Annotated in this window: 13 protein-coding genes; 3 read left to right on the forward strand and 10 right to left on the reverse strand. The window is 68.9% G+C overall.

The genetic code is table 11. From position 1 onward, the window contains the following. Positions 1-25 precede the first annotated feature (25 nt). Positions 26-958: a protein translocase subunit SecF gene (gene secF / locus TMZ1T_RS16485; protein ID WP_012585940.1), complete on the forward strand. Its 933-nt coding sequence runs from the start codon at positions 26-28 to the stop codon at positions 956-958. Positions 959-1270: 312 nt separating this feature from the next. On the opposite strand, the gene TMZ1T_RS16490 is transcribed toward secF, so the two are convergent. Together TMZ1T_RS16490 and purB are read right to left on the reverse strand one after the other, a co-directional pair. Then, entirely contained in the window at positions 1271-1588 is a 318-nt protein-coding gene (locus TMZ1T_RS16490) for a DUF2322 family protein (RefSeq protein WP_004306294.1), read from the reverse strand. An 84-nt stretch (positions 1589-1672) separates the two neighbouring features. After that, positions 1673-3049, reverse strand: a complete 1377-nt coding sequence (gene purB / locus TMZ1T_RS16495; protein ID WP_004306292.1) for an adenylosuccinate lyase — start codon at positions 3047-3049, stop codon at positions 1673-1675. Between the two features lie 68 nt (positions 3050-3117). Between purB and apaG the strand changes: the two genes are divergently transcribed. After that, positions 3118-3501, forward strand: a complete 384-nt coding sequence (apaG, locus tag TMZ1T_RS16500; RefSeq protein ID WP_004306290.1) for a Co2+/Mg2+ efflux protein ApaG — start codon at positions 3118-3120, stop codon at positions 3499-3501. A gap of 38 nt (positions 3502-3539) precedes the next feature. Here the strand turns inward: apaG and TMZ1T_RS16505 are convergent, their stop codons facing one another. The 5 genes from TMZ1T_RS16505 to secA all read right to left on the reverse strand — a co-directional run bounded on the left by TMZ1T_RS16505 (position 3540) and on the right by secA (position 12083). Beyond that, entirely contained in the window at positions 3540-4874 is a 1335-nt protein-coding gene (locus tag TMZ1T_RS16505; RefSeq protein ID WP_004306289.1) for a diguanylate cyclase, read from the reverse strand. Beyond that, positions 4871-5761: an ABC transporter substrate-binding protein gene (locus TMZ1T_RS16510; RefSeq protein ID WP_231570654.1), complete on the reverse strand. Its 891-nt coding sequence runs from the start codon at positions 5759-5761 to the stop codon at positions 4871-4873. Before TMZ1T_RS16510 ends, TMZ1T_RS16505 begins: the two co-directional genes overlap by 4 nt. 68 nt (positions 5762-5829) lie before the next feature. Continuing rightward, positions 5830-7884: a TonB-dependent receptor plug domain-containing protein gene (locus tag TMZ1T_RS16515; RefSeq protein ID WP_012585941.1), complete on the reverse strand. Its 2055-nt coding sequence runs from the start codon at positions 7882-7884 to the stop codon at positions 5830-5832. Positions 7885-8092: 208 nt separating this feature from the next. Next, on the reverse strand, positions 8093-9331 hold the full coding sequence (gene argJ, locus TMZ1T_RS16520) for a bifunctional glutamate N-acetyltransferase/amino-acid acetyltransferase ArgJ (protein WP_004306284.1): 1239 nt from the start codon (positions 9329-9331) through the stop codon (positions 8093-8095). A gap of 22 nt (positions 9332-9353) precedes the next feature. Next, a complete protein-coding gene (secA, locus tag TMZ1T_RS16525) occupies positions 9354-12083 on the reverse strand; it encodes a preprotein translocase subunit SecA (RefSeq protein ID WP_012585942.1) in 2730 nt (909 codons plus the stop codon). 84 nt (positions 12084-12167) lie between these two features. Here secA and TMZ1T_RS16530 point away from each other — a divergent pair, with 84 nt between their 5' ends. Next, positions 12168-12590, forward strand: coding sequence for a DciA family protein (locus TMZ1T_RS16530; RefSeq protein WP_004306279.1), 423 nt, complete (start codon positions 12168-12170; stop codon positions 12588-12590). A gap of 140 nt (positions 12591-12730) precedes the next feature. On the opposite strand, the gene TMZ1T_RS16535 is transcribed toward TMZ1T_RS16530, so the two are convergent. The 3 genes from TMZ1T_RS16535 to ftsZ form a co-directional block, all read right to left on the reverse strand. Next, entirely contained in the window at positions 12731-12919 is a 189-nt protein-coding gene (locus tag TMZ1T_RS16535) for a hypothetical protein (RefSeq protein ID WP_012585943.1), read from the reverse strand. A gap of 124 nt (positions 12920-13043) precedes the next feature. Beyond that, positions 13044-13967 carry a UDP-3-O-acyl-N-acetylglucosamine deacetylase gene (lpxC, locus tag TMZ1T_RS16540; RefSeq protein ID WP_012585944.1) on the reverse strand — a complete coding sequence of 308 codons (924 nt, stop codon included), beginning with the start codon at positions 13965-13967 and terminating at the stop codon, positions 13044-13046. Between the two features lie 208 nt (positions 13968-14175). Beyond that, complete coding sequence (gene ftsZ, locus TMZ1T_RS16545) at positions 14176-15318, reverse strand: cell division protein FtsZ (RefSeq protein WP_004306274.1); 1143 nt, start codon at positions 15316-15318, stop codon at positions 14176-14178. Between the last annotated feature and the right edge of the window lie 37 nt (positions 15319-15355).

The following is a 15355-nucleotide window of genomic DNA, read 5'->3' on the forward strand; positions in this document are numbered from 1 at the left end:
GGACGAACGCACAGGAAACACGACCATGGAATTCTTCCGCATCAAGAAAGACATCCCCTTCATGCGCCACGCGCTGGTGTTCAACGTCATCTCGTTGCTCACCTTCGCGCTGGCGGTCTTCTTCCTCCTCACCCGCGGCCTGCACCTGTCGGTGGAGTTCACCGGCGGCACCTTGGTCGAGGTCAGCTACGCCCAGGCACCGCAGCTCGAGCCGATTCGCGAGGCGCTGGCCGGCAGCGGCTACCCCGACGCGCAGGTGCAGAACTTCGGCAGCGCACGCGACCTGCTGATCCGCCTGCCCAACCGCGAGGATCTGGATACCTCGCGCGTGTCGGAGACGGTGATGAACACGCTGCAGCAGGTCGGCGGCCCCGCCCCCGAGCTGCGCCGGGTGGAATTCGTCGGCCCGCAGGTCGGCAAGGAGCTCGCCGCCGACGGCTCGATGGCGCTGCTGCTGGTGATCGTCGGCATCATGATCTACTTGGCGCTGCGCTTCGAGTGGCGCTTCGCGGTGTCGGCGATCATCGCCAACCTGCACGACGTCATCATCATCCTGGGCTTCTTCGCCTTCTTCCAGTGGGAGTTCTCGCTCCCGGTGCTGGCGGCGGTGCTGGCGGTGCTGGGCTACTCGGTGAACGAGTCCGTGGTGGTGTTCGACCGCGTGCGCGAGACCTTCAAGAAGAAGCGCAACATGACCACGCCGCAGGTGCTGGACCACGCGATCACGAGCACCATCTCGCGCACCGTGATCACCCACGGCAGCACGCAGGTGATGGTACTGTCGATGCTCGTCTTCGGCGGCGAGACGCTGTACTACTTCTCGCTCGCGCTGACGATCGGCATCTGCTTCGGCATCTACTCCTCGGTGCTGGTGGCGAGCCCGCTGGTGATGTGGCTGGGCGTGTCGCGCGAGCAGTTCATCAAGCCGAAGAAGGAGAAGGAAGAGGCGGTGGTCTGAGGCTGCTGCGCGCTTCCCGACCGGAAAAGGCGCCCGCGCGGCGCTTTTTTCTTGCCTGTGGGAATCAGCGCCTCGGCAACGCCTCCGTCCCTGCGAACGCGGCGCAACTGGAAAACGCCAGCCTGCGACACCCCCGAACGCAAGGCTGCGGGTCGGGGCTCGGGGCGGCGGGCGCCAACTTCAGGAGCGCCGAGGTGGAGGGCGTCGCGGGGGAAACAAGGCGACGCATGCCCGAGGAGCGCAGCGACGAGTTTGCGTCGCCGCCCCCGCGGCTGAACCGCCGCCGCGCAGGCGATCACACCATGCAGAACCTCACACCGCGAACACCTGCTTCACCCGCAGCGTTTCCCCACGCTCGATCAGCCCGATCAGGCGGTCGATGTTGGGATGCTTGCCGGGGTTGGCGCGGGCATCCTCGGTGTGCTCGGCATAGAGCTCCAGCCCCTTCTTCGCCGCCTCGGGGCTGATCGCGCCGTAGAGCTGGGCGAGGTGGTTGTAGACCGCCAGCGAGCCGGCCTGGCCGGGCTTGTTCTCGATGGTGGCGACGACCGCGTCGGCGGCGTCGATCAGATTCAACGCGGCGAGGTGAGACACGCCGGGCAGGGTCTTGAGGTTGTCGGCGAAGGCCATAGGGTTTCTCCTGGATTGAAAACGCCACCGCAAGGGTGGCGTCGGGATGGGCGCCGGCGCGCGGCCGGCGGATTCGGGCGACGCTCAGATGCGGCGGGCGAGCTCCGCCGCCTTGCCGACGTAGCTCGCCGGCGTCATCGCCAGCAGGTGGTCACGCGCCTCGGCGGGGATGGCCAGGGTGCGGATGAATTCCTGCAGCGCCTCGCGGGTGATGCCCTTGCCGCGCGTCATGGCCTTGAGCTGCTCGTAGGGGTTGGCGATGCCATAGCGGCGCATCACGGTCTGCACCGGCTCGGCGAGCACCTCCCAGCAGTCATCCAGGTCCGCCGCCAGGCGCGTGGGCTCGGCCTCGAGCTTGCCCAGGCCGCGCAGGCAACTGTCGAGTGCGAGCACCGTGTGGCCGAAGCCCACGCCCATGTTGCGCAGCACGGTCGAGTCGGTGAGGTCGCGCTGCATGCGCGAGATCGGCAGCTTCTCGGAGAAGTGCTTGAGCACCGCGTTGGCGAGGCCGAAGTTGCCCTCGGCATTCTCGAAGTCGATCGGGTTGACCTTGTGCGGCATGGTCGAGGAGCCGACCTCGCCTTCCTTGAGCTTCTGCTTGAAGTAGCCGAGCGAGATGTACATCCAGATGTCGCGGCAGGCGTCGATCAGCATGGTGTTGGCGCGCGCGATGGCGTCGAAGAGCTCGGCCATGGCGTCGTGCGGCTCGATCTGGATGGTGTATTCGTTGAAGGTCAGCCCCAGGGACTCGATGAAGCGGCGGTTGAAGCCCTCCCAGTCGAATTGCGGCCAAGCCGACAGGTGGGCGTTGTAGTTGCCGACCGCGCCGTTGAACTTGGCGGTCATCGCCACGCCGGCGATGGCTGCGCGCGCCCGCATCAGGCGCGCCGCGATGTTGGCCATCTCCTTGCCGAGCGTGGTCGGGCTGGCGGGCTGGCCGTGGGTGCGCGACAGCATCGGCAGGTCGGCGAGCGCGTGGGCCAACTCGCGGAACCGGGCGATCACCGCGTCGAGCGCCGGCAGCAGCACACGGTCGCGGCCTTCGGCCAGCATCAGCGCGTGCGAGGTGTTGTTGATGTCTTCGGAGGTGCAGGCGAAGTGGATGAACTCGGACACCTTCATCACCTCGGCGTTGTGGCCGAGGCGCTTCTTGAGCCAGTACTCCATGGCCTTGACGTCGTGGTTGGTGGTGGCCTCGATCGCCTTCACCGCTTCGCCGTCGTCGGTCGAGAACTGCGCCACCACGGCGTCGAGCTCCACCACCGTGGCCGGCGAGAACGGGGCAATCTCGGCCAGTGCCGGCTCGGCGGCGAGTGCCTTCAGCCATTCGACCTCGACGCGCACGCGGTTGCGAATCAGGCCGTGCTCCGAAAAGTGTTCGCGCAGGCCGGCGACCTTGCCATGGTAGCGACCATCGAGCGGAGACAGGGCGGTGAGCGGGGACGGGGCGGCGTTCGACATGGCGGGAGCTTCCGGGAAAAACTGCTATTTTAACGCCTGCCCCTCTTCCCCACCGAGAACAAAAGACGATGAGCGAGACCACGCCTTACCGCGTCCAGGTGACCGCGGTCGCCGAATACGTCGCCGACCAGTCGCGCCCGCAGGACGAGCACTTCGTGTTCGCCTACCACATCACCGTCCTCAACACCGGCGAGGTGCGCGCCCAGCTGCTCGCGCGCCACTGGGTGATCACCGACGGCAACGGCAAGATGCAGGAAGTCCACGGCCAGGGCGTGGTCGGCGAGCAGCCGGTGCTCGGCCCCGGCCAGGCCTTCCGCTACACCAGCGGCTGCGTGCTCGCCACGCCGGTGGGGACGATGCAGGGCAGCTACCGCATGCGCGCGGACGACGGCCACGAGTTCGAGGCCGAGATTCCGGCCTTCATGCTGGCGGTGCCGAAAGCGCTGCACTGAGCGCGCTGCCGGTCACGGCGGACGATCGTGCCCAGCTGCTAGCCCGGGCGCGCGCTCCCCGGGGCGACGAATGGCAGCGGATACTCCACCACGTGACCACGGCCGCCGTGCTTGGCGGCGTAGCACGCCTGGTCGGCGGCGATCATCAGCGCGTCGGCCTCCTGCAGGTCCGGGTCCATGCGCGCGAGCCCGATGCTGGCGCCGACGCGGAAGGCCCTGCCGTCGGACTCGAACGCATGCGCGGCGATCGCCGCGCACAGCCCCTCGGCGATGCGGCGCGCGTCCTCGCGGCCACAACCGCGCAAGATCGCGGCGAACTCGTCGCCACCGATGCGGAACACTTCGTCCTCGGAGCGCAGGCGACCCTTGAGCAGGGCACCGAGCTCGCTCAGCAGCCGGTCTCCCGCAGCATGGCCGCAGCTGTCATTGACCACCTTGAAGTGATCGAGGTCGATATAGAAGAGGGTGATCTGGTCGCCCGAGCGCCGGTGCGCACGCACCGCCTGCTCGATGCGCTCCTCGAAGGCGCGCCGGTTGGCGAGCCCCGTCAGCGGGTCGTGGCGGGCCTGCCAGGCCAGTTGCACGGTGGCCTCGTCGATGCGGGCCTGCAGCGTGCGCTGGTTCTCGGCGATCGCCTCGGCCATGGCGTTGAATCCCGCTTCGAGCGCCTTCAACTCGCCGTTGCGCGCACGCGCCGGTACGCGCGCCGCGAGGTCGCCGTCGGCCATGCGCCCGACCGCATCCACCAGGGCAGCGACCGGCTCGCCGACCGATCCGGCCAGACGCACCGCGATTGCCATCGCCGTCGCGAGCACGCCCAGCACCAACAGGCTCACGGTCAGGAAGACCCCGCGCTTCTCGGCATCCAGACGCGCGGTGCCGAGCACCACGCGGACGTGGCCGACGACCGGCGCCGTCTTCGACGACGAATCCTCCGCATAGTCGTCCACCGTCGCGGGCACCGCCACCACCGGCGCCTCGAAGCCGATCGCACCGTCCGCGAGGTCGACACGGATCTCGTCCCCCTCGGCGCGCGACGGCGCGGCCAGCCGTGGCGACACCCCCTCTCCCAGCGTCGCCAGCGCGTCGCCGCCCGCATCGTAGAACCCGACGCCGACCACGTCGGGCTGGACCTGCACCCGCGCCATCAGCGCGCCGAGCGCTTCGCGGTTGCCCGACACGAGCACATATTCAGCCGCCGGCGCGAGGAAGCGCACCATGGCACGGCCGCGTTCGAGCAGGGCCTGGTCGAGCGCGCGACTGCTCTGGTAAGCGAAGAGCGCGGCGATGCAGAGCACGAACACGACGCTCGGCAGGCCGAGCACCAAAAGCATCTGTCGCCGCAGCGAGTAACGGGAAAGCGCGGCGATCATTGCGCCCCTCCGTCGGCAATCCGCTCGCGCAACACCTGCTCGTCCGCGACCACGAGCCCCAGCGCCCGCGCCACCGCGCGATTGACCGCGACATCGAAGCGGCGCGGCGAGTGGATCTTGCGCACCAGGGCCGCAGGCTCCTTGGCTGCCGCCAGCAGGTCCGCGACATCCACCGCGACGTGCTCTGGCGTGCTGAACACCGCGGCGAGCGCACCCGCGGTGACATAGGCGGCCGAGTGGGCGAACACCGGCCGGCGGTGGCGGTAACTGGTGAGCAGGATCGTGCGCGCCGCGGCCGGCCCCGAGACGAGGCCGTCGGGCAGGGGGAGCAGGGCGTCGCCGGCAAAGAGCAGGTGATCGAGCGCCGGCACGAGGTCCGCCACCTCGCGCACCTCATGGACGTCGGCCTGCAAGCGCAGCGCGTCCGCTGCATGCTGGAGGCCGGGCAGTTGCACGACGCTGTCCGGTCCGAGCAGCACGCCGACGCGCTTCGCGTCGGGCAGGACCGCGCGCACGAGACGGAGATGACGTTCGAGCGGCTGGTCGAGCACCACCGCGCCGAGATCCCGCGCGGGATGCGCCCGCTTGAGGCGATCCAGGTCGCGCAGGCCGACGAGCACGGCCAGCACCGGCCGCGAGGAATCCCGCAGGGCGCGCTCCGCCGCCGCGTGGCCGACTGCGAGCACGAGATCGGCGCGGCCGAGCAGCGCTGTATCGGCCTCCCCGCCGGCGAGCCCCGCGCCTGCCAGCCGATGCACCCCGGGCGCGAGCGCGGCATCGAGCGCCTCGACGAAGCGCTGGCCGCGCCCCCCCGGCTCGGAAACCAGCACCGCCACCTCCATCGCGTGCGCAACGGACAGGCCGAGCACAGGCAGCAGCGCGAGCATGGCGAGCGCCGCTGCGACGCGCAGGCCGCCGGGGAGGAGACACGACAGGCAGGCTCGCATGCGCGCCGTCACCATCCGATACGCACGCCGAGATAGAGGTCCGGCTCGTGGCGGAACTTGTCCTCGTGGAAGTCCGCGTAGCGCCCCTTCAGGCTCAGCGCGGTGAGCGAGACCTCGTTGTCCGAACCGGGCGGACCGAAGCGGCGCGCGACGCGCAGGTCGAAGCGATCGGTGCGCGGCACGATGTCGCCGCCGTTCATCCAGTAGTACAGGCCGTTGTGGTAGTAGCCCAGGCTCGCCTGCCAGCGTCCGGGGAAGTCCTTGATCAGCAGCAGCGAGGTGGTCGCATGCGGTGCGCTGTTCGGGATGTCGCGGTCGCTGTAGGGCTCGCCATGGTCGATGCGGATGAAGGCCTGGGACAGTACCGCCCTGCCCCAGCCCGGCTTGCGCCAGTCGAGGGTGAATTCCGCACCGGTCATGCGGAAGTCGTCGACGTTGAGGAAATAGAAGCTCTTCTTGCCGGGGTCGATCGGAACATAGTCGGCCGGCTCGGGGCGCGGGCACTCTCCGAACACGCAGCTCTTGTCGTCGATGAAACGCCGGTAGTACTCGCGAAAGACACGCGCATCGAAGCCGAGTCCGAACGAACGCAGCTGCGCGACATAGCCCAGATCGACGAAGCGCATGCGCTCGCTCTGCAGCGGGTCGAAGACACGGAAGCCGATACGCCGGATCGTGTCGCCCTCGCGGTCGGTCTGGAAGGCTCGCGACTCCATCAGGCTGGGGGCGCGGTACGCCGTCCCGGTGGACAGGCGCAGGGCCGAGTCCTCGTCGAGGGCGTAGTTGAACGCAAGGCGGGGCGAGAACAGCCTGCCGCTGTAGTCATGGTGCTCGAGCGTGCCGCCGAGATCGATCTTGAGCGGATCGAGCGGGTTCCACGTGAGGCTGCCGAAGACCTGCCCATGGGTCGAATCCAGCCACCGTGTGGTGCCGAACAGGTGTAGCGAGCGCGCATGCTCGCTGCGCAGCCCGATACCGAGCATGCCGGTGAGACGCCGGCCGAGCCGGGTGTCGTATTGCAGCTCGAGATCGTGCCGCCTCGCCTCGCTGGCCCGGCTGGTCGGGAAGCTCGCGGTCGTCGTGCCTTGCGCCTGGATCACCGGCCAGCTCCCGCCGGCACGCTCGCCCTGGTGGAAATACTGCACGCTCAGCACGGATTCCGCGTCGATGTGGCGCCGCCAGCCGAATTGCAGGTGAAGCGCGCGGTCCTCCTCGGTGTGGGGCGGATAGTCGAGGTAGGCCTGGGCGCCGCGCTTGCTGTCGCCCTCGCTGACGCCAACCTGGAGGCCGAGCTCTTCGGCTGCGGACAACTGCAGCACTGCGCTGAAGTGGGCGGTGTTGCGGGTGAGCGACTCGGAAGAGTGCCAGTCCCCGAGCCGTTCCCGAAAGTGCGGTTCGAACGTCGTCAGCTCGCGCCGCGAGGCGGAGAGGCGCCAGTCGAAGGCGCTTCCGCCAGCCCCGTTCAGGCGCACGCCGTAATCACGGAAACCGTTCTTTCCAGTGCGCACGACGAACGCCCGCCCGCTCTCGGTGGAGGGAGCCCTCGTGATGATGTTGACCACCCCCTGGAAGGCATTGACGCCATAGGCCGCACCGTTGGGGCCGCGCACCACCTCGATGCGCTCGACATCGTCCACCCGCAAGGGCAGGTTGTCCCAGATCACGTTGCCCCACAGCGGGCTGTTGACGGTGCGCCCGTCCACCATCACCTTGATGCGGCGCGCATGGGCGTCGCCCAGGCCGTGGGTCGCCACCGTGGGGGGACCATCGGGATGGTCGGCCACGAGGAAGCCGGGCGCCAGGCGCAGAAGGTCGTGGATCTCGTTGAAACCCGAGGCGACGATCATCTCGCGATCGATCACGGTCACCGGCGCAGGCGCGTCGAGCGGCGACTGCGCCAGGCGCGATGCGGTCAGCACCATCGGAATCTCGCTGAAGAACGGGTCCGGGTCGCCCCATTCCGCACGCGCGTCGAGCGCGAGCAGGCCAAGCAGGACGAGGGGCCCCGCGTGCGAAGCCAGACCCCGCGTGCGCGGGTAGCGACTGGTATACGGATCCTGCATGACAAAGCGATTCCTACGGCTCCATGGCGAACTGAGCGCACCATCCAGCCTGCATTCTGCCCATTCCGGGGGCGCCGACAAGATACGTGCGCCGCCTTGGGTGAACCACGTCACGCATGCCAGCACACGGTCGCCGCCCGCCCTGCATGACATGACACGGCCCCGGCGCCGAGTGGCTGCCGGGGCCGTGGCGCACGCCGGAAGGCGCTCAGCTGCGGTAGTCGGCGTTGATCTTCACGTAGTCGTAGGAGAAGTCGCAGGTCCACACCGTGGCGGCGGCGTCGCCGCGGGCGAGCGCGATGCGCACCGTGAGCTCGGCGTGCTTCATGATGCGCGAGCCCGCCTCCTCGAGGTAGCTCGCCGCACGACCGCCGTGCTCGGCGACCAGCACCGACTCCTCGGGGTTGCCCAGCCACACGCGCAGCTTGGCGACGTCGAGGTCGTCGATGCCGGCATAGCCGATCGCCGCGAGGATGCGGCCGAGGTTGGGGTCGGAGGCGAAAAAGGCGGTCTTGACCAGGGGCGAGTGCGCCACCGCATAGCCCACCTTGCGGCATTCCTCGCGGTCGCGGCCGCCCTCGACCGCGATCGTCATGAACTTGGTCGCGCCCTCGCCATCGCGCACGATCGCCTGCGCGAGCCCGACCGCGACCTCGATCACCGCCGCGCGCAGGGCGCGGTAGTCCTCGCTGTCGACGTCGGCGATCTCGGCATTGCCGGCGGCGCCGGTGGCGATGAGGATGAAGGAATCGTTGGTCGAGGTGTCGCCATCGACGGTGATGCTGTTGAAGGACAGGTCGGCCGCCTCGCGCACCAAGTCATCGAGCAGGTCCTGCGCGATCGCCGCGTCGCAGGCGAGGAAGCCGAGCATGGTGGCCATGTTGGGCCTGATCATGCCTGCGCCCTTGCTGATGCCGGTGAGGGTGACCGTGCGCTCGCCGATGCGGACCTGGCGCGACACCGCCTTGGCGAGGGTGTCGGTGGTCATGATCGCGTGCGCGGCGTCGAACCAGCCGTCGGCACGCAGGTCTGCGACCGCTCCGGGCAGCCCGGCGACCAGGCGGTCGACCGGCAGCGGCTCCAGGATCACGCCGGTCGAGAACGGCAGCACCTGACCCGCCTCGATGCCCAGTTCGCGCGCCAGCGCGGCGCAGCAGGCATTGGCGTTGGCCAGGCCCGGCTCGCCGGTGCCGGCGTTGGCGACACCGGTGTTGATGAGCAGCGCGCGGATCGCCCCGCCCGTCAGATGCTGGCGGCACACCTGCACCGGCGCCGCGCAGAAGCGGTTCTGCGTGAACACGCCGGCGACGCGGCTGCCCTCGGACAGCTCGATCACGGTGAGGTCGCGCCGGTTGGCCTTGCGGATGCCGGCTTCGGTCACGCCGAGGCGCACGCCCTTCACGGGCAGCAGTTCGGCAGGGTTCGGGGTGGCGAGATTGACGGCCATGCGGTTCTCCGGGACGGAAGGATCAGTTCAGTTTGCCGTGGCAGTGCTTGTATTTCTTGCCCGAGCCGCAGGGGCAGGGGTCGTTGCGGCCGACCTTGGGCCCGGCAGTGGCCGGCTGCGCGCCCGCCTGCTCGGCGCCACCGCCGAGCGCCTCGTCGTAGTCGGCGTGCTGGTACTGCACGTTCTCGACCTGCTGCGGCGTCTCGGCTTCCTCGAGCTGCGCCTCGGTGCGGATCTGTACCGTCATCAGGATCTTGGTGACGTCGGTGCGCACGGCGTCGAGCAGGCTCTCGAAGAGCTCGAAGGCCTCGCGCTTGTATTCCTGCTTGGGGTTCTTCTGCGCATAGCCGCGCAGGTGGATGCCCTGGCGCAGGTGGTCGAGCGCCGCGAGGTGCTCGCGCCAGTGGGTGTCGAGGCTCTGCAGCATCACGTTGCGCTCGAACTGGTGCCAGGCCGCCGGGTCGACCATCGCGGTCTTGGCGGCGTAGGCCTCCTCGCCGGCCTGCACCACGCGCTCGAGGATGGCCTCGTCGTCCAGGCTGGGCTCGGCCGTCACCCACGCGGCCACCGCCAGCTTGAGCTGGCACTCGGCGAGCAGCGCCTGCTCGAGCGCGGGCAGCTCCCATTGCTCCTCGACACTGTCGACCGGCACGTAGCGGCGGAAGATGTCGTGCAGCACGCCCTGGCGCATCGCGCGCACGGTGTCGGAGATGTCCTCGCTCTCGAGCAGCTCGTTGCGCTGCTGGTAGATCACCTTGCGCTGGTCGTTGGCGACGTCGTCGTACTCGAGCAGCTGCTTGCGGATGTCGAAGTTGCGCTGCTCGACCTTGCGCTGCGCCGACTCCAGCGAGCGCGTCACCATCGCGTGCTCGATCGCCTCGCCCTCGGGCATCTTCAGGCGGACCATGATCGCGTTCAGGCGCTCGCCGGCGAAGATCTTCATCAGCGGATCTTCGAGCGAGAGGAAGAAGCGGCTCGAGCCCGGATCACCCTGGCGCCCGGAGCGGCCGCGCAGCTGGTTGTCGATGCGGCGCGACTCGTGGCGCTCGGTGCCGATGATGTGCAGGCCGCCGGCGGCGATCACCTCGTCATGCACCTTCTGCCAGGCCTCGCGCAGGGCGGCGATCCTGGTCTCGCGCTGCGCGGGGTCGAGCGTGGCGTCGTCGCGCACCGCGGCGACCGGCTTCTCGATGTTGCCGCCGAGGACGATGTCGGTGCCACGGCCGGCCATGTTGGTCGCGATCGTGACCATGCCGGGCCGGCCGGCCTGCGCGACGATCTGCGCCTCGCTGTCGTGCTGCTTGGCGTTGAGCACCTGGTGCTCGATCTTCGCCTTCTTGAGCACGCCGGAAAGGAATTCGTTGGTCTCGATCGAGGTCGTGCCGACCAGCACCGGCTGGCCGCGCTCGACGCAGGCACGGATGTCCTCGATGACCGCGTTCCACTTCTCGCTCGCGGTGCGGTAGACCTTGTCGTTCTCGTCCCTGCGCCGGGTCGGGCGATTGGTCGGGATCACCACGGTCTCGAGCCCATAGATCTGCTGGAATTCGAAGGCCTCGGTGTCGGCCGTGCCGGTCATGCCCGCAAGCTTGCCGTACATGCGGAAGTAGTTCTGGAAGGTGATCGAGGCCAGGGTCTGGTTCTCGGCCTGGATGCGCACGCCTTCCTTGGCCTCGACCGCCTGGTGCAGGCCGTCGGACCAGCGCCGGCCAGGCATCAGGCGGCCGGTGAATTCGTCGACGATGACGACCTCGCCGTTCTGCACCACGTACTGCTGATCGCGGTGGTAGAGGGCGTGGGCACGCAGCGCCGCGTAGAGGTGATGCACCAGCAGGATGTTGCCGGGGTCGTAGAGGCCGCCGCCCTCGGCAAGCAGGCCCATGCGCACGAGGATCTGCTCGGCGGTCTCGTGGCCCGCCTCGGTGAGCAGCACCTGGTGCGCCTTGAGGTCGACCGTGTAGTCGCCCGCCTCGATGACCTCGTCCTTGTCGTCGAGGCCGCCTTCCTGGCGCTTGAGCATCGGCGCGACCTGGTTCATCTTCAGGTAGAGATCGGTGTGGTCCTCGGCCTGGCCGGAGATGATCAGCGGCGTGCGCGCCTCGTCGATCAGGATGGAGTCGACCTCGTCCACGATCGCGAAGGCGAGCGCGCGCTGCACGCGCTCGCCGACCGCATACACCATGTTGTCGCGCAGGTAGTCGAAGCCGAACTCGTTGTTGGTGCCGTAGGTGATGTCGGCGGCGTAGGCGGCCTGCTTCTGGTCGTGCGACATGCGCGACAGGTTGCAGCCGGTGGTGAGCCCGAGGAAGCCGTAGATGCGCCCCATCCACTCGGCGTCGCGGCTGGCGAGGTAGTCGTTCACCGTGATCACATGGACGCCCTTGCCCGACAGCGCGTTGAGGTAGGCGGGCAGCGTGGCGACCAGGGTCTTGCCCTCGCCGGTGCGCATCTCGGCGATCTTGCCGTGGTGCAGCACCATGCCGCCGACGAGCTGGACGTCGAAGTGGCGCATGCCATGCACCCGCTTGCCGGCCTCGCGCACCACGGCGAAGGCTTCGGGCAGCAGTGCGTCGAGCGACTCTCCGTCGGCCACGCGCTGCCGGAACTCGGCCGTCTTGCCGCGCAGCGCCTCGTCGGACAGTGCGGAGATCTCCGCCTCGAAGGCGTTGATCTTGCGCACGGTGTGCATGTACTGGCGGACGAGGCGGTCGTTGCGACTACCGAAGATTTTCTTGAGCAGGCCGGAGATCATGTTTTTGGGTCGACGTCGATTCGGCAAAGGCGGGAGTTTATCATGGCGCACCCAGGCTCCCCGTGACGGTTCTCGCACGCATCCATGACCCGGCTGCTCTCACGCTTTCTCGGCGGCGACGCCCTCGCCCGCCTGCAAGATCATGCCGCGCGCCTGAACCGGCTGCAGGCGGTGCTCGACGGCATGCTTCCGCCACAGCTGCAGGGCCAGTGCCGGGTCGCGAACCTCAAGGAAGGCAGCCTGGTCGTGGCCGCACGCGGCGGCGCGGCGGCTGTGCGAGTGCGCCAGATCCTGCCCAGCCTGCTGGAGCGCCTGCAGCATGGCGGACATCCGGTGCAGTCGATCAAGGTCAAGGTCGGCACGCCCGAGCAGACGGCTCCCGAACGCCACGCTCCGCAGCGACAGATCTCGGAGGCCGCGAAGGCCGAGCTGCACGACTTCGCCGACAGCCTGCCCGTCGACTCGCCGCTGCGCGCCTCCATCGAACGCCTGATCCGGCGCGCCTGAAGAGGCGCACGCCGGTGGCCGAACGGAGGGATCGCGACTTGCGTCGCTCCTACGAGAACCGCGACGCCCTCGCAGACCCCGCGTAGGAGCGCCGCAAGTCGCGATTGCGGCGCTGCGGTCCGCGCCGCCCCCCGCGGAAGTCAGGCGACCGGGGCGAGCACGCGCTCGATGGCGAACAGCGCGAACAGCACGAACAGCATCACCAAGGTGGCGCGCAAGGCCTTCCATGCCCACGCCTTGTAGCGCGGGTTGCCGGTGAGCAGCCACAGGATCGCCGAGCCACCGATCGACAGCACCGCGAGCAACAGCAGCACGCGCATGATCAGCATGCGTACGCCCCTCGACGGCGCGCGTCTACCGCCTCGCCCGCAGCGGCGGCGCGCATGCAGCCGGGATCGAGGCCAGGCGCGGCGCGTGCGATCACCGGGATACGACCGGACACGAAGCGCCCGTTCATGCGAGGGCTACGAGCGGCGCGAACTGGTGCGAGACCGCGGGCGGGGTCGCGGCCTCCTGGTCGAAGCTCACCAGTTCCCAGGCCTCCTTCTCCTCGAGCAGCACGCGCAGGATCTGGTTGTTGAGCGCATGGCCGGCCTTGTGCGCCGAATACGACGCGAGCAAGGGGTGGCCGCACAGGTAGAGGTCGCCGATCGCGTCCAGCACCTTGTGTTTGACGAACTCGTCGGCGTAGCGCAGGCCCTCGGCATTGAGCACGCGGTACTCGTCCATCACGATCGCATTCTCCAGGCTGCCGCCGAGCGCCAGCCCGTTGGCCTGCATGAACTCGACGTCCTGCATGAAGCCGAAGGTGCGCGCGCGCGCGACGTCGCGTATGTAGGAGTCACGGGCGAAATCGACCTCGACCCGGGTCGAGGTGCTGTCGATCGCGGGATGGTTGAACACGATCGAGAACGCCAGGCGGAAGCCATCGTAGGGTTCGAGCCGGACCCACTTGTCGCCCTCCACGTACTCGACCGCCTTCTTCACGCGCAGGAACTTCTTCGCCGCCCTCTGCTCCTCGATGCCGGCCGACTGGAGCAGGAACACGAAGGGGGCGGAGCTGCCATCGAGGATCGGGATCTCGGGCGCATCGACGTCCACATGCAGGTTGTCGATGCCCAGCCCGGCCAGCGCCGACATCAGGTGCTCGACCGTTCCGACCTTGTGCCCGCCCTGCTCCAGCCCGGAGCACATGCGCGTGTCGCACACTGCATAGGGATCGGCAGGAAGGGTCAGGGGCGGGTCGAGGTCGACGCGGTGGAAGACGATGCCGGTGTCGGGCGCCGCCGGCCGCAGGGTCAGGGTCACCTTGCGACCGCCGTGCAAGCCGACGCCGGTCGCCGTGACGACGGATTTCAGGGTGCGCTGCCGGATCATGGTCTTTTTCCTCTTCGATGCGCGATTTTAACATGCACCCCCGCAGCCCCCCGGCGATCGCGCCGATGCATCCGGGCTATTGCGCAAGCGGATGTTGCGCGCCCGACGCCAGCCGGTAAACGGCGGAACCCCCGCACGGGCCGGAGGCGACGGCCCGTGCGGGGGTTCCGGTTCGTGGCCGCCGCGGCGGCGGCCACCCGGGCGGAGGTCAGTCCGCCTGGCGGCGCAGGAAGGCCGGGATGTCGTAGGTGCCCACACCGCTGGTGCTCATCGCCTCGACGGTGGTGCGGCGACCGCTGCGCATCACCGCCGGCACGTCGAGATTGGTCACGTCGACCGCGCCACCCATGGCCGGGCCGTAGGTGCCGGTGCCCTGCACCACCTGCATCACCGGCTGGCGCGCGGCGCGCGGCGCGCCGAGTCCGGTGGCCACCACGGTGATGCGGATGCGGTCTTCCATGGTGTCGTCGAACACGGTGCCGTACTTGACGAAGGCTTCGGGCGCGGCGAAGGCCTGCACGGTCTTCACCGCGTCGCGCACTTCGGACATCTTCAGCGACTTGCTCGCGGTGATGTTGATCAGCACGCAGCGCGCGCCGGAGAGCTCGGTGCCCTCGAGCAGCGGCGACACCGCGGCCTGCTCGGCGGCGATGCGTGCGCGGTCCATGCCGGCGGCCTCGGCCGAGCCCATCATCGCACGGCCCATCTCGGCCATCGCGGTGCGCACGTCCTGGAAGTCGACGTTGACCAGGCCGGGCACGTTGATGATCTCGGCGATGCCGCCCACGGCCGAGCGCAGCACGTTGTCGGCCGAGCGGAAGCACTCCTCGAAGCCGGCGTCGTCGCCGAAGACCTCGAGCAGCTTGTCGTTGAGCACGACGATCAGCGAGTCGACGTGGCGGGTGAGTTCCTCGATGCCGCTCTCGGCGACGCGGATGCGGTTCTCGAAATCGAACGGCTTGGTCACCACGGCAACGGTCAGGAGACCCATCTCCTTGGCGATCTCGGCCACCACCGGTGCCGCACCGGTGCCGGTACCGCCACCCATGCCGCCGGTGATGAACACCATGTGCGCACCCTCGAGCGCGGCGGAGATGGCATCGCGCGACTCCTGCGCGGCGGCGCGACCCGCTTCCGGCTTGGAGCCGGCACCCAGGCCGGTGATGCCGAGCTGGACCTTGACCGGGGCGAGGCAGCGCTTGAGCGCCTGCGCGTCGGTGTTGGCGGAGATGAAATGCACTCCCTTCACGCCCTCGCGGATCATGTGGTCGACCGCGTTGCCGCCCGCACCGCCGACGCCGACCACCTTGATCACCGTACCGGTGGCTTCCTTCTCAACGATTTCAAACATTAGCCTCGCCTCCTGAATTGACTGCCCCGCGCGGCAC

Source organism: Thauera aminoaromatica (assembly GCF_000021765.1).
Classification (GTDB): Bacteria; Pseudomonadota; Gammaproteobacteria; order Burkholderiales; family Rhodocyclaceae; genus Thauera; species Thauera aminoaromatica.